Annotated in this window: 20 protein-coding genes; 12 read left to right on the top strand and 8 right to left on the bottom strand. The window is 52.2% G+C overall.

All coding sequences use genetic code 11. The features are described 5' to 3' along the window. Window positions 1-20 precede the first annotated feature (20 nt). Genes E3E26_RS06230 through E3E26_RS06215 form a run of 4 tightly spaced genes read left to right on the top strand, consistent with a single transcriptional unit; the run spans window position 21 to window position 1,994 of the window. Window positions 21-590, top strand: a complete 570-nt coding sequence (locus E3E26_RS06230) for an endonuclease V (RefSeq protein ID WP_167900435.1) — start codon at window positions 21-23, stop codon at window positions 588-590. After that, window positions 587-1,222: a DUF120 domain-containing protein gene (locus tag E3E26_RS06225; RefSeq protein WP_167900434.1), complete on the top strand. Its 636-nt coding sequence runs from the start codon at window positions 587-589 to the stop codon at window positions 1,220-1,222. The genes E3E26_RS06230 and E3E26_RS06225 overlap by 4 nt, the downstream gene beginning before the upstream one ends. Beyond that, complete coding sequence (locus tag E3E26_RS06220; protein ID WP_167900433.1) at window positions 1,219-1,743, top strand: hypothetical protein; 525 nt, start codon at window positions 1,219-1,221, stop codon at window positions 1,741-1,743. The genes E3E26_RS06225 and E3E26_RS06220 overlap by 4 nt, the downstream gene beginning before the upstream one ends. Before the next feature lie 41 nt (window positions 1,744-1,784). Further along, a complete protein-coding gene (locus E3E26_RS06215) occupies window positions 1,785-1,994 on the top strand; it encodes a PRC-barrel domain-containing protein (protein WP_167900752.1) in 210 nt (69 codons plus the stop codon). Between the two features lie 2 nt (window positions 1,995-1,996). Here the strand turns inward: E3E26_RS06215 and E3E26_RS06210 are convergent, their stop codons facing one another. Next, on the bottom strand, window positions 1,997-3,460 hold the full coding sequence (locus tag E3E26_RS06210; RefSeq protein ID WP_167900432.1) for a DHH family phosphoesterase: 1,464 nt from the start codon (window positions 3,458-3,460) through the stop codon (window positions 1,997-1,999). A gap of 113 nt (window positions 3,461-3,573) precedes the next feature. Here E3E26_RS06210 and E3E26_RS06205 point away from each other — a divergent pair, with 113 nt between their 5' ends. The 6 genes from E3E26_RS06205 (at window position 3,574) to E3E26_RS06180 (ending at window position 10,726) form a co-directional block, all read left to right on the top strand. Next, on the top strand, window positions 3,574-5,298 hold the full coding sequence (locus E3E26_RS06205; protein WP_167900751.1) for a hypothetical protein: 1,725 nt from the start codon (window positions 3,574-3,576) through the stop codon (window positions 5,296-5,298). A 169-nt stretch (window positions 5,299-5,467) separates the two neighbouring features. Continuing rightward, a complete protein-coding gene (locus tag E3E26_RS06200) occupies window positions 5,468-6,337 on the top strand; it encodes a DMT family transporter (RefSeq protein WP_167900431.1) in 870 nt (289 codons plus the stop codon). Window positions 6,338-6,624: 287 nt separating this feature from the next. Continuing rightward, a complete protein-coding gene (locus E3E26_RS06195; RefSeq protein ID WP_167900430.1) occupies window positions 6,625-7,197 on the top strand; it encodes a CBS domain-containing protein in 573 nt (190 codons plus the stop codon). Between the two features lie 106 nt (window positions 7,198-7,303). Next, window positions 7,304-8,509: a hypothetical protein gene (locus E3E26_RS06190; RefSeq protein WP_240911685.1), complete on the top strand. Its 1,206-nt coding sequence runs from the start codon at window positions 7,304-7,306 to the stop codon at window positions 8,507-8,509. A 97-nt stretch (window positions 8,510-8,606) separates the two neighbouring features. After that, window positions 8,607-10,487: an ABC transporter substrate-binding protein gene (locus E3E26_RS06185; protein WP_370520093.1), complete on the top strand. Its 1,881-nt coding sequence runs from the start codon at window positions 8,607-8,609 to the stop codon at window positions 10,485-10,487. A 65-nt stretch (window positions 10,488-10,552) separates the two neighbouring features. Further along, a complete protein-coding gene (locus tag E3E26_RS06180; protein WP_167900429.1) occupies window positions 10,553-10,726 on the top strand; it encodes a hypothetical protein in 174 nt (57 codons plus the stop codon). Window positions 10,727-10,996: 270 nt separating this feature from the next. Here E3E26_RS06180 and E3E26_RS06175 read toward each other — a convergent pair whose 3' ends face one another. The 7 genes from E3E26_RS06175 to E3E26_RS06145 form a co-directional block, all read right to left on the bottom strand. Beyond that, the gene (locus tag E3E26_RS06175) at window positions 10,997-12,217 is read right to left on the bottom strand and encodes an iron-containing alcohol dehydrogenase (protein WP_206204353.1); all 1,221 of its coding nucleotides are present in this window, start codon (window positions 12,215-12,217) and stop codon (window positions 10,997-10,999) included. 295 nt (window positions 12,218-12,512) lie between these two features. Next, a complete protein-coding gene (locus E3E26_RS06170) occupies window positions 12,513-13,019 on the bottom strand; it encodes a 4Fe-4S dicluster domain-containing protein (protein ID WP_167730147.1) in 507 nt (168 codons plus the stop codon). A 5-nt stretch (window positions 13,020-13,024) separates the two neighbouring features. Continuing rightward, window positions 13,025-14,083: an FAD-dependent oxidoreductase gene (locus tag E3E26_RS06165; protein WP_167900428.1), complete on the bottom strand. Its 1,059-nt coding sequence runs from the start codon at window positions 14,081-14,083 to the stop codon at window positions 13,025-13,027. A gap of 5 nt (window positions 14,084-14,088) precedes the next feature. Continuing rightward, the gene (locus tag E3E26_RS06160) at window positions 14,089-14,472 is read right to left on the bottom strand and encodes a 4Fe-4S dicluster domain-containing protein (protein ID WP_206204352.1); all 384 of its coding nucleotides are present in this window, start codon (window positions 14,470-14,472) and stop codon (window positions 14,089-14,091) included. Beyond that, entirely contained in the window at window positions 14,472-14,963 is a 492-nt protein-coding gene (locus E3E26_RS06155; protein ID WP_012571499.1) for a 4Fe-4S dicluster domain-containing protein, read from the bottom strand. The genes E3E26_RS06160 and E3E26_RS06155 overlap by 1 nt, the downstream gene beginning before the upstream one ends. A gap of 2 nt (window positions 14,964-14,965) precedes the next feature. Next, window positions 14,966-17,008, bottom strand: a complete 2,043-nt coding sequence (gene fdhF, locus E3E26_RS06150; RefSeq protein ID WP_167900746.1) for a formate dehydrogenase subunit alpha — start codon at window positions 17,006-17,008, stop codon at window positions 14,966-14,968. A 67-nt stretch (window positions 17,009-17,075) separates the two neighbouring features. Continuing rightward, the gene (locus E3E26_RS06145) at window positions 17,076-18,068 is read right to left on the bottom strand and encodes a formate/nitrite transporter family protein (protein WP_240911664.1); all 993 of its coding nucleotides are present in this window, start codon (window positions 18,066-18,068) and stop codon (window positions 17,076-17,078) included. Between the two features lie 366 nt (window positions 18,069-18,434). Here E3E26_RS06145 and hydB point away from each other — a divergent pair, with 366 nt between their 5' ends. After that, a complete protein-coding gene (gene hydB, locus E3E26_RS06140; protein WP_167900427.1) occupies window positions 18,435-19,538 on the top strand; it encodes an NADPH-dependent hydrogenase/sulfhydrogenase 1 subunit beta in 1,104 nt (367 codons plus the stop codon). Beyond that, complete coding sequence (hydG, locus tag E3E26_RS06135) at window positions 19,535-20,410, top strand: NADPH-dependent hydrogenase/sulfhydrogenase 1 subunit gamma (RefSeq protein ID WP_167900426.1); 876 nt, start codon at window positions 19,535-19,537, stop codon at window positions 20,408-20,410. The genes hydB and hydG overlap by 4 nt, the downstream gene beginning before the upstream one ends. The last annotated feature ends 8 nt before the right edge of the window (window positions 20,411-20,418 follow it).

Here is a 20,418-nt window from a genome sequence, read left to right as displayed (position 1 = left end):
AATTGGGTGATTCGGCAATTATGGAATTAGGGAAAAAGCTCAAAAAAATTGCGGAAGTCCAGCGAAAGCTTGCCCTGAGGGTAGTAGAGAGCCTGCTCGAGATCGAAAAAGTCCAAACTGTCGCGGCTGTGGACGTTTCATACAGAGAAAACACAGCCAGAGCTGCCTTTCTCCTCTGCTCCTTCCCAGACTGCAAGGTTCTAAAGACAAAGGTCGTGGAAACTGAGGTAAGCTTTCCATACGTATCCACCTTCTTTTTCCTGCGGGAGACAAGGCCAGTTCTGCTGGCTCTCCGTGGTGAGGATTTTGACCTCCTCCTCGTTGAGGGCCACGGGAAGGCTCACCCACGGGGCTACGGACTGGCTTCCCACGTCGGCCTGCTCATCGAAAGACCCACCATAGGAGTTGCCAAGAAGCCCCTCCGCGGCGTCCCTGAGAGGTCTTTCGTGAGGGTGGGAAAAGCTTATGTAAGCGTCGGACATTTAATCGATTTAGACTCTGCGGCGAGAATTGTTGAGGCCCTGCTGGAACGAGGCTATCCGAAACCGCTGAGGCTCGCAGACAGACTGTCAAAGAGGGGAAGCTTATGAAGAGGCTCAAACTGCTCATCCTGCTAGCAAAGAAAGGAGCGATAGGAGAAAAGGTCAAAATAACTCTAAGAGAGCTTGCAAACGAGCTCGGCGTATCACCCCAGTCGGTTCTAAGGCTGCTCGATGAAATGGAGGAGGAAGGACTTATATCGAAAGACGTCGAGGGAAGAAAGACGTACGTGGAAATAAGCCATGAGGGATTAGCTTTCCTTGAGAATCTCTGCGACGCCATCTCAGAGGTCCTCTACAACGGGATAATTATCGGGGAGGTCATATCGGGAATCGGTGAGGGAGCCTATTACGTCAGACAGTACTCCCACCTGATAAGGGAGTACCTCGGCTTTGACCCTTACCCTGGAACGCTGAACGTCAGGGTTCTGTTCCCGAGGACTGTCTTTGATGCACTCTGTGGGGTCAGACCGGTCGTGCTTCCGGGCTTTGCTAAAGATGGGAGGACTTTTGGTGATGTAAAGGCCTATCGCGTCAGAATCGGTGACGTGGAGGGGGCCATAGTGATACCCTCGAGGACTGTTCACCCACCAAGAATAGCCGAGATAATCGCCCCGGTCTACCTCAGGAAGGAGCTCAGCCTTGAAGATGGCTCTAGAATAACCATAAGGGTTGTGAAATGATGAGGGACTGGAAGTCGATCCTGACATGGTCTGGTTTGGGCTCGTTCATCGGGTTTGCCATAGCCGTCGCCCTATACTCCCCAACGGGAAGCGAGAATCTCATCTACCTAATCTATGCCGGCATGCTCCTGGGGGCTTTCCTTGGCTTCAGGTACCCTTTGGAAACAAGGGCCGCAGCGTATTCCTTTCCGCTCGGCTTTCTTGTTACCTCCATGCTCGCCGGGCTGTGGATGGTCAGGGATGTAAAGCCAGATGAGGTTTACATATTTCTTGCCGCGGTGATGGTAACGCTTGTTCTGATCGAATCCAGAAATTTAGTCGACATGTTTCTCGTTCCTCTGACCTACTTCGGAGGTTTTGCCGTTGCAATGCTGGTATTCAAGGGCTATCAGCCTCTCCAGCGCACGGAGGGGGCCGTTGCAAGCCTTTTCGTGGTGGGCGTCATGGGAGCAATTTTAGCTTTCTTCGCTGTCTTCGCGAGGTGGGCCTTCACGAAGGCCAAAAACATCCCGAGGAGGTAACGTTTAAATACGTTCACCAATAACCTACTCTGGTGGTTAAAATGGTGATGCGTCTCTCGAGGCTCTACGGGAAGCAGATCTACAACACCAAAGGCTATTACGTTGGCTACGTTGATGAGATACTCATAGAGATAGACAGGGGACGCGGAAAGGTTCTCGCGCTTGGACTGCCGGGAGAAAAGGTCGGTGTTCCCTACGACAGGGTCACTGCAATAGGCGACATAATACTGGTGAAGGCAAAAGAAGAGTGAGGCTAAGCCTCTTTAACTTTTAGCGCCTCTAGGAACTTTTCTGTTATTGCCTCTTCCGCCAGCCTCAGGAGAGAGCTCTTGTCCTTGGCTAGCTTGAAGATTCCTAGCGGAATTCTGGCACCGCCGGACTGAGCATGACCGCCACCGCTTCCTATGTCTCCGAAGGCCTCCCTGAGGACCGCACCTATGTTTACCCTAACGTCGCGCGTTCTGGCTGAAATCTCTATCCTGTCGTCAACGATGCCGAAGACGAGAACCGTCGTTATTCCCTCGAGCCTCAGGAGGAAGTCCGCCGATTCTGCTATGGCGTCGCGGTTGGTGATGAATCCGACGTTCGAGATGACCACGTTCTTGTAGATGCGCCTGTTCATTATGGCCTTGGCGAGTATCTCGGCTGTCTCTGTGCTTATATCGGGATGCTCTATCTTGTCGAGGAGCTCGTAGTCCACCTTTCCGGCCAGGAACTCGATGGCCTTCAAATCGACGTGGCTGAGCTTCGAGAACTTCTTGGTGTCGATGTAAATGCCATAGAAGAGTGCAGTCCCAAGGACGGGGTTGACCGAAATGTTGAGCATTCTGAGGTATTCCGCGAGTATAGCGGAGGACGAATGAACCTCCGGCCTTATGTCGAGGAACGCATCCTCCGGGAGAAGCTCCTGGAGGTGCTGGAGTATCTGGTGGTGGTCGATGAGAACCTTTATCTTCTCGTAGTCCCCCTGGTCGAGTATCGTCAGGTTTCCGTTGGGCTGGCAGTCAACGAGGGCTATGAAGGGATAGCGCTTCAGCTCGTAGGAGCCGCGGGATATCTTTCTCAGGTCTATCCCGAGGAGGTTGACGAAAGCCCTGTTCTCGTGGTGGGTTATCTCTCCACCATAGACTATCTGGGTCTTGAAGCCGAGAGTCTGGGCTATGACGCTCAAAGCGGTCGCGCTGGCTATGGCATCGGGATCAGGATTGTCGTGCATGACGATAAGGAGGGAGTCCCCCTTGCTCTTAAGTTCCTTGAGCTTCTTAACGAGTAAATTGGCGTTCTTCTTCTCTCCGAGCATTTCGACGGTTCTCACCATGGCATCCTTGAGGGCACTCCTCGGAGAGATAGCGTAGTCCACCTTGATTTCGGCCTCAAACTCTTCGTTTATCTGGGAGACAAGCTCTTCGAGGCTCACATCATCGGGGAGAATGGTAAGGATTGGAACTTCTTTGTTGTTGGTTCTGATAACATAGACGGTCTTCTTGATTGTATCCACGTTCATGGTCGTGATTATAACAAGCTCGGCCTTCTCAATTCCAGCTTTGAGAAGTGTGGCTGTATACGAGAAATCTCCCTGAATCACCTGAAAACCGCTCTCCTCTAGGGCTTTAGCACGGAGCTCGTCCTTCTCGATGATTATGATTTCAAACTCTCCTTTGAGGGACTCGGCTATCGAGCGGCCGATTGCGCCACCTCCGAGTATCAGCACCCGCATGTTTCTCACCTTTTTGCACAATAATGTTTAAATACAAGCGCCGATATACTAAGACGGTGAATTCCTTCGGGATTTCTTTGGTGGAAGGATATATATAGCTAATGGTGGTGAGTATGCAGCTGCCAAACAAGCAGCCCATCATGGAAAACATGGTAGTAACATCTGCGGGGGAGCTGGGGGACCTCATCAAGAAAGCCCTCTCAGAAGGCAACGGAGCGTTTCTTAAGATATTCGCCAAAGACGCGAGCGGAAAATACTACATGACGATTCTCTTCGACAGGTCAAAGATACTCGCCGCGGAGTGCCTGTTGGTGGACAAGAAACAGAGCTTGATTGGAGAAGAGGCAATCAGCGTGTTGAAGTCATTCCTCGGTAAACCTATGGTCGTTGACGTTTATACTCTCGATGAGCTGGAAATCAAGCTGTCGATAGCTGATAACGTTGATGTGTACGCTCAAACTCCAAAAATCCCACTGAACGAGCTGTTCGGGGAGGCCAAGGAGGGTCCGCCAGAAAAGGCAGGAGTGAAGAAGGAAACCGCAATTGTGGCCACCGCTGAGCCCGCACCGGCATCCAAGCCGGCTCCCACTGAGGAAGTGAAAGAAAAAGCCGAAGAAAAGCCCTCTGTGATCGTAAAAGAGGAGCCAAAGCCAGCCCCCGCTCCCGCCGGAAAGCCTGAGGTGATTATAAACTTTACCGGAGGAACCCTCCCCGAGAAGGCCTTCCAGATATATGCAGAAGACCTCTTAAAGGAGGCCAAGAGGATAAAGGGCCTTAGGATCAGCAGGATAGAGTTCGACGCAAACGTTGGTGAGGGCGTCGTTTACCTCAACGTCCACATCTACGGCTCCTCCGATGGGAGCGCTAGGGACATCGAGATAGCAGAGAAGAGGATGCTCCACGCGGTCAGCAAATACGCACCGGTTCTCCTCAGGGAGGCTGAGGTCAAGCCGATAATCAAGGACGTTAGCATAGTCATCGACGGTCAGGAGGTCAAACCGCAGGAAATCGTTGACAAAGATAAAAAGAAGACTGCCAACGTCACAAAGGACGGGAAGATCTCCCTGTCCGTCCTGGAGGACGTCTGGCCCTACTTCAGCGCATACGCCAGAACCGTCATAACCGAAATCGAGAGCGCCGGAATAAAGGTCACGAAGGCATACTTCGATGTCAAAGGCAGGAGAGAATTCGAGATAAACCTCTCGATGGTTGCTGAGACAGGAACCTCAAAGGATGAAGTCGAGAGAATAGTGAAGGACGTTCTCACGAGGCACGCGAGAGAGCTGAGCAGGAGCATAAACCGCTACATCACCGTCCACAACATCGACGTGGAGATTATCGCCCCAGCGATCACACCCAAGGCAGCCACTGGAGCTACCGCTGTCGCAACCTCGGGCAAGGCCGCGGAGGTCCTCGCCAAGAAGGAGCTTCTCGAGAAGGAGGTTGAGCAGCTTCTCAAGCAGGCCGGCATAGATGAGCTTGCTGTACTCACTGAGGAGAAGAAGAAGGAAGCCGAGGAGACCATGCTTAAGGGCCGCATAGAGCCTGCCGTAGAGACCCTGAAGAGCAGAATACACGCGGAGCTCAAGCTCGTTCCAAGGGTCACCTTCAAGTGGCTCAAGATGAACCACGAAGTCAAGGGTTCAACAGTCTACGTCGACATCGAGGCCAGCTTCCTGAGGGAGAACGTCGGAGGGCTCTTTGGATCGTTCTCTGGCGTTTCAGACGAGAAGATACGCCAGGACATCGCGGAGACTGTAAACAGAATCATAAAAGAGGTCTCAAGGGAGCACGGAATCGGAATGGCCCTCCGCAGGCTCAACGTTATCATCCGTTGATTTCTTTTCTTTTCAGCACTCAAGATCGTCATCATCCTGACGTCAGTTCTGCCGAGGTCATCATCTGGACTACTGGAGTCGTATATCCTTATAACTCTTAGCAACCCACTCACTTTTCGTCATCAATCGAAACGCTAAGTTTTTAAACTGAAAGATATTCGGTGTACACATGAACACGCTGATCCTCGGAGTTCTAGCTGCCATCACCTCCGCATTCTCATGGGCAGCATCGACGATACTAATAAAGATGGGTATGAGGAACAAAAGTCCCGTGGCGGTTAACATCTTCCGCCTCTATGCCGTTTCTATAATGTTCGCGGTTATCTTTCTCATCAACGGTACTTTTTCTCAAATAGCCGTGCTTCCGCCAGAGCTTCTTCTGGTGGCATTCGTCTCGGCACAGTTCGGCTTTGTCGTAGGAGACTACTTCTACTTCAACGCCCTCAAGCTCATGGGTGTTTCAAGGACAGTGCCCATAACCTCAACCTATCCCCTTTGGACGATACTCTGGGCCTTCCTCTTCCTCGGAAGAAAGATAAGCCCACAGGTCATCGTCGGCGCCATACTCGTTGTCATGGCCATAACCGTCGTCAGGAAGGCAGGGGAAGAGGAGCACATAAACCCCAGGGGGTTTGTCTTCGCCCTTCTCGCACCCGTTTCATGGAGCTTCGCGATACTGACCATGGACTGGCTCACCCGGAGCATAGACGTTCTCCCCCTGGCGGGAATGAGAATGATGTTTGCGGCAATAGGTGTTTCCCTCTTCCTGCCGAGATATGGGAAAGAGCTCAGAGAAATAACCCGGAGAGAGGCCATTGTCCTTATAGGCGCCGCCATCAGCGGGCTCATGCTCGGGCAGTACTTATTCGTCTATTCGGTCAACCTCGTGGGTTCTCAGATAGCGGCGCCAGTATCAGCGATAAATCCAATAATAGCCTCTGCTCTGGCAATTTTGCTCCTGAAGGAGCCGCCCAACAAGAAGATACTGGAGGGTCTCATTCTGGCGGTGCTCGGAGTCATACTTATATCCACCGCCTGAACCGCCAAGGTTTTAAGCCTCGAAGCATAGGGAATATCGCCGACAGCGAGGGTACAATCGTACCCTCGTGGGGCTCGGACGAACCCGCACCCCAGACGTGTCGGGCTGGGTGATGGGGTTGTGCTCACGCCGAGCCCACAGGGCCGGGAGCATCCACCCGCGCGAGGGAATGAACGCGGGCCTCTGTGCCCGGCCCACAGCATTTCAACGCCTTTCTGAACCGTCAAACACACTTCTGGACAAAGCTTATAACCCTCAAGACTGGGATTAATAACTGGTGGTTATTTATGGTGATAATACCCCGCCCCATTGATCCGAGGGAGATACGGCGAATTCGAAAGGAGCTCGGGATAACTCAAGAGGAGCTCGCCGAAAAGGCTGGCGTGACTCAGGCCTATATCGCCAAGCTCGAGACGGGAAAGGTTGATCCCCGACTGTCAACTTTCAATCGAATTCTTCAGGCCCTTCTCGAGTGCAAAAAGGCCCAGCTAAGGGCCAAGGACGTGATGTCTTCCCCAGTTATCTCTGTCAAGCCCTACGAGAGTGTTGAAAATGTTATCCGAATTATGAACGAGCGCAACATCTCGCAAATTCCGGTCATAGCCGGCAATAAGGTCGTTGGCTCGGTCACGGAGCGAACCCTCGTGAGGCAAAGCCTCGAGTACGAGGACATCTACGACAGAAAGGTCATGGAGGTCATGGAGGAGCCGTTTCCGATAGTGAACGAGGATGAAGACCTTGAGGTCGTAAAGTATCTCCTGGAGGAGCATCCGGCCGTCCTTGTTCAGGATAGAGAAGGCAGGATAAAAGGAATCATTACCAGAGTGGACATTTTCCGGATCGGCAAGGAACGGGAGTAGTCCGTTCCACATTTTCTCCTTAGGGAATTAGGGAAAACGTTTTATCATTCGGTGTCCAATTATCCGAAATGTCAATTACTTAACGGGGGAAGGGGCCGTGAAAAGGATGTTATTGTTTATGATTCTGATTCTCATTGGAGTATTTTCTGAGTACGCCGGGGCAATAATGATAGCCGTTGATGTATCCCACGACGAGGGAACTGTTGCACTAGTAACCCCGATAATTGACCCTATGACAGGTAATGTTGTTGCAGAGGGAATTATCCCCACTCTGTCATGGTACGACTGGGCGTACTTTGGCTATGATTCAGAACTGGAGAAAGCAAACGTTAGACGGCTAGGTTACACTATAACCTATGAAGCCCTGAAAGACGTCGACATACTGATAATCGGCCAGCTCAGAGAAGAACTTTCTCCGGAGGAAATAGACGCAATAGTAAAGTGGTTCTCCGAGGGAGGGAAAGTTCTCTGGGTGGCCGGCGACTCAGACATCAAAGATGGGGCCTACATCCAAGACAACGTCAACAAACTTCTCTCAGCCATCCCGAACGTCAGACTCAGGATAGATTATGCAACCGCTACCGACACGTTCAGCAACGCCGGGAAGAGCGTCTATGTGGCCGGCTACGTCAGAGTTGACCTTCAAACACCTGATGCATCAATACTCAATCAAGGTTATCAGTCGGAGGTCGGCAAGGTTCTCTTCCATGAGCCTGGTGTCCTAGCGTGGACAGACGAGAACGGCAAGTGGCACCCTCTTATGGCTGGAGAAATCCCGGAGGGAGTTTACAGAATCATCACAACGAGCGGCAACGGTATGATAGAGGACAACTACGCCCCCGAGCCAATGGCCTACAGAACCTGGGAGAAGGGACTGTTCACCCTCCTTGCGGTCGAGTTCGTGGAGCTTCCTAACGGAGCTGAAAGCCTGCTCATAGTCAGTGCCGAGAGCCCCTATGGAAGCCCGGTGCCGATATGGGTGAACCGCTATGGTTCCTACCTCTTCGACGGTCAGCAATTCGTCACCAACCTGCTCCGCTGGGCGACCCTGCAGGCGTCAAAACTGAGGCCAGTTGAGGAGACAACAACGACAGCTACCACGACGACCATGACCACCACTACCATCGACACGACCACGGAAAGCCCCACGACGACAACCCTCAGGGTCACCCCGACGACGATGCACGACGCTACGCCGCTCACAACCACTATGGAGCGCTCCGAGGGAATACCCCTGTGGGGCATTGGACTCGTAGGTGTTTTGCTTCTTGGAGCAGTTATTCTGGCGTTCCTCATGATGAAGGAGCGGTGAGAATTCCTTTTCTTTTCAGGCTTTTCATGGATGGTCAAAATATCCAACAAGCTTATATACCCCTAGCCCAACCACTAATGGACAAATAATCCAGGTGATGCCAATGAAAAAGACCGCCGTCTTGCTCATATTCCTAATGCTTGGAGCGGCCATAGCGGCTGGCTGTATAAGCTCAAACAAGACAACTACCACTCCGACCGTGACGAGCACTACCCCAAGCGAAACATCAAGCCCGAGCCCCGGCCCAACGACCACTTCGAGCGCAAGCCCAAGTGAAACGACAACAACGACAACCGAGAAGCAATATTATCCTATTACAATAACCGACTTCGCAGATAGGGAAGTAACAATCGAGAAAGAGCCAATGAGAGTCGTCACCCTAGCCCCAAGCATCACTGAGAACCTCTACTACCTTGGTCTTTTCGACAGGGTAGTCGGCGTTACGGACTACGACGACTTCCCACCAGAGGTTGCGGACGTAACCAGAATCGGCGGCTACGGTCAGTACGCGAACCTCGAAATCATAGCTTCACTCAAGCCGGATCTCATCCTCGTGGACAGCTTTTCCATGCAGATTCTGGAGGATTTAGAGAAGATAGCCCCCGTTGTGGTCGTTGATCCCCACAGTCTGAACGATATCCCGAAGGCCCTTGAACTCCTCGGGAAGATATTCAACAAGGAAGATGCCGCCGCTTCCGCAACAGCGGAATTCCAGGCAGAGATAGATGCCATCAGCTCGGCGGTTAAGGATGAGCCCAAGCTTAAGGTCTTCTACGTTGTCTGGAACAATCCGCTTATGACTGCCGGTGGCGACACATTCATCAGCGACATCATAAACCTTGCCGGAGGGGAAAACATCTTCGCGGACGCTGAAGGCTGGCCGACTGTCAGCATCGAGCAGGTCATCGAGAGGGACCCTGATGTGATAATACTTACCCCTCACTGCGGCATGACCGTCCAAGACATTTACAATAGCGAGCTCGCCAACACGAAGGCGGCCAAGGAAGGAAAGGTCTTCGTGATTGAGAACGAGAACGACCTTATTCACCCGAGTCCAAGGGTTGTTAGAGGTCTGGAAACCCTCGCCAAGCTCCTTCACCCGAAAGCATTCGAGACGGCATATCCACTCACGGTTACGGACTTTGCCGGCAGGCAGGTTACTATCGAGAGCGAGCCGGTGAGAATAGTCTCCCTCGCACCGAGCATTACAGAAAGCCTATTCTACATCGGAGCCGGTGATAAGGTGATTGGAGTTACAGACTACGATGACTTCCCGCCCGTGGTCAAGAACATCACGAGTGTAGGGGGCTACGGTCAGTATGCTAACCTTGAGATAATAGCGTCCCTAAACCCGGACCTCATCCTCGCGGACAGCTTCTCGATGTCGATACTGGACGACCTCGAAAAGATAGCCCCTGTCGTCATAGTAGACCCAAAGAACATCAGTGACATCTACAGGGCGATAGAGATGCTTGGAGAGATAACCAACCGTGAGGAGGGAGCAAGGGCAGTGGTTGCTGACATGCAGGCGAAGGTGAGCTATATCACCTCGATGGTCAACGGGCAGGAGAAGCCTAAGGTGCTCCTCATAACCTGGTGGAACCCGCTATACGTTCCGGGCAGCGGCACCTTCCAGGACGACCTAATCAGGCTCGCGGGCGGTGAGAACATATTCGCCGACGTGAGCGGCTGGGCTCAGGTAAGCATCGAACAGGTTCTCGAGAGAAACCCTGACGTGATAATACTATCCGCCCATGCAGGCATCACTGCGGAGGAGCTCTGCAGCACCGAGCTCGTGAATACAAACGCCCTCAAGAAGGGCATGGTCTTTACTATCAGCGACGACAACCTTGTCTCAAGGCCGGGACCGAGGATAGTCTACGGCCTCGAGGAAATAGCCGAGTTCCTGCACCCGGAGCTCTTCAACTATCAGCCACAGCCACTCGTTTGCAGCGCGACTTCTTCGGCATCTGGCTGAGCCGTTCCTTCTTTTTCCCTTGGCAAAGATTAAAAACCATCCCCCCAACGTTTTTTGGTGATATCATGGAGAGAAAGACGTTTTATCGCCTGCTGCTCGTCGTCGTTCTTGTCCTCACGTTCATATACACATTGGGACTTATAGGAGTGGTTCCCTTCGAGATGAGCTATTACATAACCCTGTTCATGCTCATGCTGTTTATCTACCTCCGCCTTGATGCAAAGGCGAGGGGAGACTGAGATGCCCTTCGCGTGATGACCCAAGCGCGTTGAGAGGTCCTATTAATCCCCAACCTCAAAACTAGGCCCTTAGCTCCGATAGGCTGGAGAGAAACCCGTGAGAGAGCATAACGATACCATACTCTGGCTCGCGCTTGTGATTTTCATACACAGTTCAGGATTAGAAACCTTTGTCAATAACTAAAACTGCATCATTGTTTTTGTGAGAACACTGAAGACCAAATGACCAGGAGAACTCAAAATTGAAAAGATGGAAGTGAAGCAGATACTTCACTTGCTGAGCGGGTAGAGTGAGTCGCGGTAGATGGCCGCGACGGTCTCCCTGGTAGCCTCAATCGGGGCAAGTGAGAGCAACAGGTCAAGGCTCGGGGTGGTCATGGCGAGTTCGGTGAGCTTGTCAACGTCCTCCTCAGTGAAGCCAACGTCGGTGAGCTTCTCAGTGATTCCAATGTTGAAGAGCCACTCCTCAACCTTCTTTGCGACGAGCTCCGCCTCTCCTGGGACTCCCTTGGCCTCCGGGACGAGCGGCCTGTAGACTTCGGCGAGTATCCTGGCGGTGGCCGGGTAGATGTGCTTGATAACCGCCGGCAGGAGAATGGCGAGACCAAGTCCGTGCGGGAGTTCCGGCTTCACGGCGCTGAGCGGGTGCTCGAGGGCGTGGGTGAAGTGGAGCAGGCCGTTGTCGAAGGATATGCCCGCTATCGCGGAGGCGTAGAGCAGGTAGTACCTAGCCTGCAGGTTGTCCGGGTGGGACAGGGCCTCCGGGAGGTAGTCGAATATCAGCCTGGCGGTCTCCTGGGCGAGGAGTATTGAGTACGGGCTGGCGACCTTGGTGGTGGCGGCCTCGGTGATGTGGTTGAGCGCATCAATGGTTACGTAGCGAGTCTGGTCGGCCGGAAGCTTGGTCATGAGGGCAGGGTCATCAATCGAGTAGAGCGGGTAGATACAGTCGTAGGCTATGGCCGGCTTGTACTCCTTCTCCGGAATCGAAGCCACCGCAAACCTGTCAACCTCAGTTCCGGTTCCGTGGGTAGTGTTCACGGCTATGATGGGCTTGGCCTTCGTTGGGGTGAACTTAAGCTCGTAAAGGTCCCTGGCAGTCTTGTCGGTGTACTCCAGCAGAATCGCAACGCTCTTGGCGCTGTCTATTGGACTTCCTCCACCAATGCCAATAACGGCCTGGGCTCCGAACTCTTTACCGAGCTGAGTGGCCTCATCGATCATATCAACGGTCGGGTTCGGGCCTACCTTGTCGTAGTGAACGTACTCAATGCCGTACTCCTCCAGGGCAGGCTTGACAACGTCCCAAGCACCGCACTTCTTGTATGAGCTCTTTCCGGTGACGAGAATGACCCTGGTTATGCCGCGATTTTCCTTAAGATCCTTGGCTATGTCGTAGAACTTGTTAATGGCACCAACACCGAAGTAAGTTATGGACCTGCAGCGAAGTTCAAACACCTGATTTATGGGGATCTGGGACTCCCACAACATTGTACATCCCTCCAAATGTGTTCATTTGTAGCTATTTTGGGTGGAATAAAAACCTTTTTACAACAAGAAATGTACAACCAATAGTTTTTAACAAGACGTTCTATGAAATTCCAGTCATCTTAACTAAAAGGGTAAACAAAAGTATAAAAATATTACGGAAATTATTACATACGGATTTGTTTTCTTTTTTGTATAAACTAAAATATTTTAATTTAACATGAAGAGACTTTCAGGACGTACTTAGGAGCATATAATCTGACAAAAAACAAATTAAAAAGAGTCAACCAGGAGACAACTAAAGTATCCTCCCGACACCCTCCATACTCACAGAGGAAATTCTCTCCCGGGCTATCTTCTCAGCCGTCCTGCGCCTTATCCTGTCCTCCACCTCTTCGGGCTTTCCAAAGAATATTGCCTCTGCCGGACACATCTCAGCACAGGCAGGCCCCATGCCAAGCCTTCTCCTGTCGGCACACATGTCACACTTAGTCATTGCCTTTACCTTGACGTCAAAGCTTGGCACGCCGAAGGGACAGACGGCGAGACACATGTAGCAGCCTATGCACTTGTCAGGGTTTATTATAACGGCTCCGTCGCTGTCGCGGTAAATCGCTCCCGCAGGACAGACGTCCATACAGGGTGCCCTCTCGCAGTGGCGGCAGTTTATCGGAATCGGAAGTCCGGTGACAGTGTAGTAAATCCTTATGTTGGGCTTGCCGCCATGGAGGAAGTCACAGACTGCCTCACACGTCTCACAGCCAATACATAGGCTGTAATCAACGTGAAGGATTCTTCTCGTCATTCCAATCACCTCCCCATCAGCCACATGTGCATGGCCTCAGCAGCATACAGGCCATCCTTAACAGCCCTACCAACCTTTGAGGGACCTAAAACAACGTCTCCTGCGGCGAAAACACCTTCCCTGCTTGTCATGTGCCTGTTATCAACTACGATCCTGCCCTTCCTATCGACGGCTATACCGATTTCTTCCGCGAAGGGTGGAGTGGGGCTCTGACCGACGGCGAAGATGACATAATCCACGTCTATCTGGAAGTTCGAACCTTCTATTGGAACGGGCCTCCTCCTACCGCTCTCGTCGGGCTCACTGAGCTTGGTCTTCACCAGCTCCACGGCTCTGACCTTTCCGTTCTCACCTATTATCCTAACCGGCATCGTCCTCTCCAGCCACTTCACACCCCTCTGCTGGAGGAGGTTAATCTCGTAGGCCCCGGCAGGAGCCTCCCTTATCGTCCTGCGGTAGCTGAGGTACACCTTATCCGCTCCAAGGAGAACGCTCTCCAAGGCGGCATCGACGGCTGTGTGGCCGGCACCAACGACCAACACTTTCTTGCCCTCCACTGGCGTGACCTTGCTCCAATCCATGTGGCCGAGCTTGGCGCTCTTTATCCTAAAGAGATACTCGAGGGCCGGGAAGACACCCTCAAACTCCGCTCCCTCTATATTTGGAATCCAGCACTTCCACGTTCCTGTTGCTATTAGTACTGCGTCGTACTTCTCCACGAGTTCATTGAAGTCTACCCTGTTCTCAACGAACTCGTCTCCTGATTCTCCTTCCGGATTCCCGAAGTACACTTTGGTTCTGGTGAAGAACTTGACATTGTAGACCCTTTCTAATTCTTCATAGCCTTCTCTAACGCGGTATATTGGAATCCTGAACTCTGGTATGCCAAATAGCATTAATCCTCCAGGCTCCGGCAACTTGTCGTAAACATGAACCTCATGACCCTGACAGACAAGGTAGCCAGTTGCCGCCAAGCCTGCCGGTCCGGCTCCGATAACGGCTATCTTCTTCCCAGTTGGTTCTGGTCTTTCCCTACACAGGAACGCAAACCTCATCCCGCTCATACTAATCACCCCAGGTAAGCCTCATATTTGTTGGCAACGCCAAACAGCCTTTTCCTCTTGCAGTCATCACAGAGAAAGGCAATCTCAGGGTTTTCACCCAGCTCAATCAGCTTTTTTGCAAGATATTCGGCTTCCTCCTTCACGACGTTGAGCCTTTTCTCGCAGATGGCACAGTAGGCAAACTCAAAGACCAGCTCCCTTTTGTCTGGCTTCCCTTCCAGCGCCCCCGTTGGGCAGGCTTCGTTGCACTCAAAGGAGCATTCTTCGCATTTCTTCGGGTCGAAGACTATCCTCCTCACACTATCTTCAAAAACTGAAATGGCCGAGTAGGGGCAGGCCTTTGCACAGACCCCGCACCCCACACAGAGCTCCACCTTCAGCACCGTCATCACCCGAAGTAGGCGAGCGTTTCGACCGCCTTCCTCTGGGCTTCGACGATGCGCTCGGCCTTGCGCCTCCTCTTCTCCTCCATCAGCTCGTTGAGGTCAGCGTAGATTATCGCATCGGTGGGACAGACCGCAGCGCAGAGCGGATCTCTGCCCTCCTTCCTTCTTTCGGCACATAGGTCACACTTCACAGCCAGCTCCTTTATCGGGTCAACTATCGGAATCGCGTAGGGGCAGACGGCCGAACACATGTAGCAGCCGATACACTTGGACTCGTCTATCACAACTGCGCCATCTTCGTCGCGGTAGATGGCCTTCGTTGGGCAGACTTCGATACACGGAGCCTTCTCACAGTGGCGGCAGTTAAGGGGAACCGCTATGTCCCTGAACTCGTAGACCGTGATGAATGAAATTCCGTGCTCCTTCTCACAGGCTACCTCGCAGGCGCGGCAGGCAATGCAGCGCCCGAGGTTTATAAACAGCTTTTTCTCCATTTTCAGCACCCCCCGATTTTCTCCACCCTACAGACGGCCACCTTCAGCTCGGGAATCTTCGCCTCTGGATCGAGGGCGTCGTTGGTGAGTATGTTAGCTCCCCAGTGCCACGGAACTGCGATCACTCCCTCCGGAACATCCTCAGTAACGGCCGCCCTGCAGGTGTAACTTCCACGTCTCGTAACTATCCTTATCATCTCACCATCTTGTATACCCATCTTCTTTGCATCTTCCGGACTTATCTGGGCGTACGGGCTAGACCAGCGCTTCTTCAGGCTTTCACTCCTGTTGCTCATCGTGAGTGTGTGGTACTGGCCGACGATGCGGAATGTTGTCAGTATGAACGGGTACTCCTCATCGGGTTCTTCTGCGGGTGGCTTGAACTCTACGGGAATTATGTTGGCCTTTCCGTCAGGGGTGGCGAAGCGCTCGACGTGCAGCCTCGGCGTTCCAGGGTGATCCTCGCTTGGGCACGGCCACTGCACACCCATAACCTCACGCTTGAGCCTTTCGGAGGTTATCCCACGGTACTGCGGAGCAACGAGGGTTATCTCTCTCGTAATATCTTCAACGTCTGAGTAGTCGAACTTTGGCAGGCCAAGAGCCTTTCCGAGCATCGTCAGTATCACCCAGTCTGGTTTGGCTTCCCCGGGTGGCTCAATCGCCTTGAAGTTCCACTGAACGCGCCTCTCGCTCGCGGTGAATGAGCCCTCCTTCTCGGCGTATGCAGCGGCTGGGAGCACGTAGTGAGCCAGCTCGGCCGTTTCGGTGAGGAATATATCTTGAACAACGAGGAGTTCGAGGTTCTTGAGAGCCTCGATAACGTGCTCTGTGTTCGGATCGCTCACAATTGGATTCTCGCCCATTATGTAGAGCGCCTTCAGCTCGCCTTTAGCAGCTGCATCAATCATCTCTGGAATGGTAAGGCCCGGCTTCGAGGGCAGATCTTCAACGCCCCAAATTTCCGCCACTCGCTTCCTCTTTTCGTCGTCAGTTACTTTCTGATAGCCAGGAAAGACGTTTGGCAAGGCCGCCATGTCACAGGCTCCCTGAACGTTGTTCTGACCGCGCATCGGAAAGAGGCCGGTTCCTTCTCTTCCGACGTAGCCACAGATTAGAGCCAGATCGGCGAGGGCCTTAACGTTGGCCGCCCCAGTGACGTGCTGCGTCAGTCCCATCGCCCACATCACGATGCCCCGTCCTGCAGTAGCAAAGGTTATAGCGGCTTCTCTGATGAGCTTGGCTGGAACACCGGTTATTTTCTCGGCATATTCTGGTGTATACTTCTGGACAACCGCTATGAGCTTCTCAAAACCCTTCGTCCGGTTCATGATGAACTCCCTGTCATAGAGCCTTTCCTCAATGATGACGTGCATCATGGCGTTGGCTAGGGCTATGTCTGTTCCAGGCTTAAGCTGGAGGTGCATATCGGCGAACCAGACAGTCCTTGTCTTCCTCGGATCTACGACGATTATCTTGGCCCCGTTGTCCCTTGCGCGGAGGATGTAGCGCATAAGAACTGGGTGGGTTTCGGACGGATTGTATCCCCATATCAGGAGTACCTTGGCCTTGGGTATGTCCGTGTAGGAGCCACTCTGAGCAGCGGCGCCAACTGTCTGAGCAAGACCGACGACCGTTGAGGCATGACAGAGCCTTGCGCAGTGATCAACGTTGTTGGTGCCCAGAAGGCGAGCTATTTTCTGCAGGAGGTAGTTCTCCTCGTTGGAACAGCGAGCACTTGAGAAGAAGCCCAGCGCATCCGGCCCGTACTTCTCGCGTATCTCCAGAAGCTTTTCAGCGATTTCCTTTATCGCCTGTTCCCAGCTTATCTCGACGAAGCCGTTTTCAGTTCTCTTGAGCGGCTTTTTCAGCCTATCCTCGTGTCTGAGGAAGTCAACGGCGGCGACACCCTTTGGACAGAGCTTTCCTTCATTAACACCACCGGGATACGGCTCTATTCCTATGGGCTGCCCGTTAAGAGTCTTTATGTAAAACCTGCACCCCATTCCACAGTACGGGCACAGGCCAATCTTGAACTCCTCCATTCTTACCACCACCTCGCTTACTCTTTCATAGTATAATAAGGTTTTGAAAGTCGATTGAAAGCCGATTTCATTTTCTTCTCACGAGATATGTGACCGCTATTCCATAGAGGGATATTGCAACTGGCACTGCCCATATGGCAATGCTTCCGAGACCGCTGAGGACATAGGCTATTCCCGCCGGGATAAGCACCATGATAACAACGAAGAGTACCAGCACCTCGACAAAGTCGATCAGCTCTTTAAGGGCGTTTCTGCCGTCAGCGAGGAACCAGTGGTAGAAGCCCACGAAGAGAAAGCCTCCAATAGCATTTCCTATCGTGACGGGGATTATGTTGTGGAAGAACTGGACCCAGCTTATCGCACCCTCCGAGGCAAATATGCTGGCGCTTATGGCCCACATGTTGGCTATGCTGTGCTCAAAACCTATGGCAACGAAGGCGAAGATCGGGAACCAGGTTACGATTACCTTTCCGGCAGTGTCTTTAGCGCGAATGTAGAGCCATATCGCCACGTTCACAAGCCAGTTACAGCCTATTCCCAGCCAGAAGGCCTTCCATGGAGTAAGCGCGACCTTGTAGTTGCCGATGCCTATCAGAACGTCCTTGAACAAACCGCCTGCCATGAGACCCGTTCCGTAAACCGCCAAGAATGCCAAGAAGACCGAGCCTATGAAATTGCCGGTGTAGCTGCCGATCCAGTTGTAGAGCACATCCTTCACGCTCGCCCTGCCCGTCATCTTTGAAAGTGTTACTATGTGGGCGTTGCCGGTCCAGAGGTCCGCACCGCCGAGAAGGACGGCTATGAGACCGACTGGGAAAACTGCACCCAGGAGTAGCTTGAAGAGCGAGAGGTTCGGAAACGTTCCCAGAGTCGGGTGGAAGCTCGCACTCGCAACTATGGCGAAAATGAATCCGAAGGCTATGTATGCGCCCGCCATGAAACCTGCAAAGAGCAACCTCGATGGAGTGGCCTTGGTCTTGGCGCAGCCAACGTTTGAGCACACATCCACAGCCTCATGAGCATTATACAGCACGGATGAATTATTATGTACCATACACATCACCTTATGTTATATGTTTTAATATGTTCATTCCGGTATTAAATGGGTTTGCTTAAAAACGTTTTTTTAACGGCCTTTTCCAAACTAAAGGTTCAACACTGCTCCATTAGTTGATTAGAAGCTTTATACGACTATAATGGCCTAAAACGGACTACAATGATTCATATTGTTCTGGAAACAGCTAAAAAGGACATTATTACATCCAACATTTTTGTTATCCCTAAACATTCTAACCAAACAAAAGAGTTTTAACCTTTGGTTTACAATTTCCGGGTTTAAAAACGCTTTTTTATCTATCTACCAAGCCGAGACTGAGGGAACAAACATGAGCACGCGTAAATTTATGTCCATTGAGGGGGTGGTAATATGAGATACGTCAAGCTTCCAAAAGAAAATACATATGAATTTTTAGAAAGACTAAAAAACCTCGGAAAGCTGTACGCCCCAGTGAAAATTTCTGATCAGTTCTATGATTTTAGAGAAATTGACGACGTTAGAAAGATTGAATTCAACTACACGAGAACCCTGATGCCGCCGAAGAAGTTCTTCTTCGCACCAAGGGAGAAGATGTTCGAGTTCAGCATCTCAAAGGCAGAGTATAAGGAAGTAATTCCCGAAGTCGAGCCCTTCGTCCTTTTCGGTCTCCACGCCTGTGACATATACGGCCTGAAGATACTCGACAGCGTATATCTGGATGAGTACCCAGACAAGTACTACAAAGTCAGGCGTGAAAAAGGCATAATCCTCGGTATAAGCTGCATGCCCGACGAGTACTGCTTCTGCAACCTGCTCAGGACGGACTTCGAGCATGATGGCTTTGATCTGTTCTTCCACGAGCTCCCTGACGGCTGGCTGATAAGGATAGGAACCCCTACAGGCCATAGGATAGTCGACAAGAACATCAAGCTCTTCACTGAAGTCACACAGGAGGACATCTGCAACTTCAGGGAGTTCGAGAGGAAGCGCGCCCAGGCTTTCAGGTATCATGAGGAGTGGGACAACATCCACTACCTCCTCGAGCTGGAGATGGAGCACCCGCTCTGGGAGAAGGAGGCCGAGAAGTGCTTCGCCTGCGGCAACTGCAGCACAGTATGCCCGACCTGCCGCTGCTATGAAGTCCAGGACATCGTCAACCTCGACGGGGACACAGGATACAGGGAGAGGCGCTGGGACTCATGTAAGTTCAGGAGCCACGGACTGGTCGCGGGCGGTCACAACTTCAGGCCGACGAAGAAGGACCGCTTCATAAACCGCTATCTCTGTAAGATGTCATTCCACTGGACGCTTGGAATCAACTTCTGTGTCGGCTGTGGAAGATGTACTGCTTTCTGTCCGGCGGGCATTGATTTCGTGAAGAACCTCAGAATTATAGCTGGATTGGAGGACCCATCCTGCCCGTCCGAGCTGAGCGAAGAAATTCCGAAGAAAGGTTTTGCATATGCCAACAACATTAGAGGTGAGGACATATGAGCGAGGCTCACGTCTGCATGTGCCACGACAATCCCTACGTCCTCGACAGGGTCAAGGTTCTCAGGGTGTATCAGCTAACGGAAAAGGAGAAGCTCTTTCTATTCAGGTTTGAAGATCCAGAGATAGCCGAGAACTGGACCTTCAAGCCAGGACAGTTCGTTCAGCTCACCATACCCGGTGTTGGTGAAGTCCCGATAAGCATCTGCTCGTCCCCCATGAAGAGAGGATTCTTCGAGCTCTGTATTAGGAAAGCGGGAAGAGTCACAACCGTCGTTCACAAGCTCAAGCCGGGTGACACTGTCCTTGTCCGCGGGCCGTACGGAAACGGTTTCCCTGTCGATGAGTGGGAAGGAATGGACTTGCTCCTCATCGCCGCGGGATTGGGAACGGCCCCACTCAGGAGCGTCTTCCTCTACGCCATGGACAACCGCTGGAAGTACGGAAACATAACCTTCATCAACACTGCCCGCTACGGAAAGGACCTCCTCTTCTACAAGGAACTTGAAGCGATGAAAGACCTCGCAGAGGCCGAGAACGTCAAGATAATCCAGAGCGTAACCAGAGACCCGGACTGGCCGGGCCGGCACGGAAGGCCGCAGAACTTCATCGTCGAGGCCAATACCAACCCGAAGAATACCGCAATAGCTGTCTGCGGTCCACCTAGGATGTACAAGGCTGTCTTCGAGGCGCTCATCAATTACGGTTACCGCCCCGAGAACATCTATGTAACGCTGGAAAGGAAAATGAAGTGTGGAATAGGCAAGTGCGGCCACTGCAACGTCGGAACGAGTACGAGCTGGAAGTACGTCTGCAGAGATGGACCGGTTTTCACGTACTTCGACATAGTATCAACGCCAGGACTGCTGGACTGAGGTGGTGG

The organism is Thermococcus sp. LS1 (assembly GCF_012027395.1).
GTDB lineage: Archaea > Methanobacteriota_B > Thermococci > Thermococcales > Thermococcaceae > Thermococcus.
Note: the sequence above shows the minus strand (reverse complement) of the source record. Positions and strands in the feature narration are given on the sequence as shown.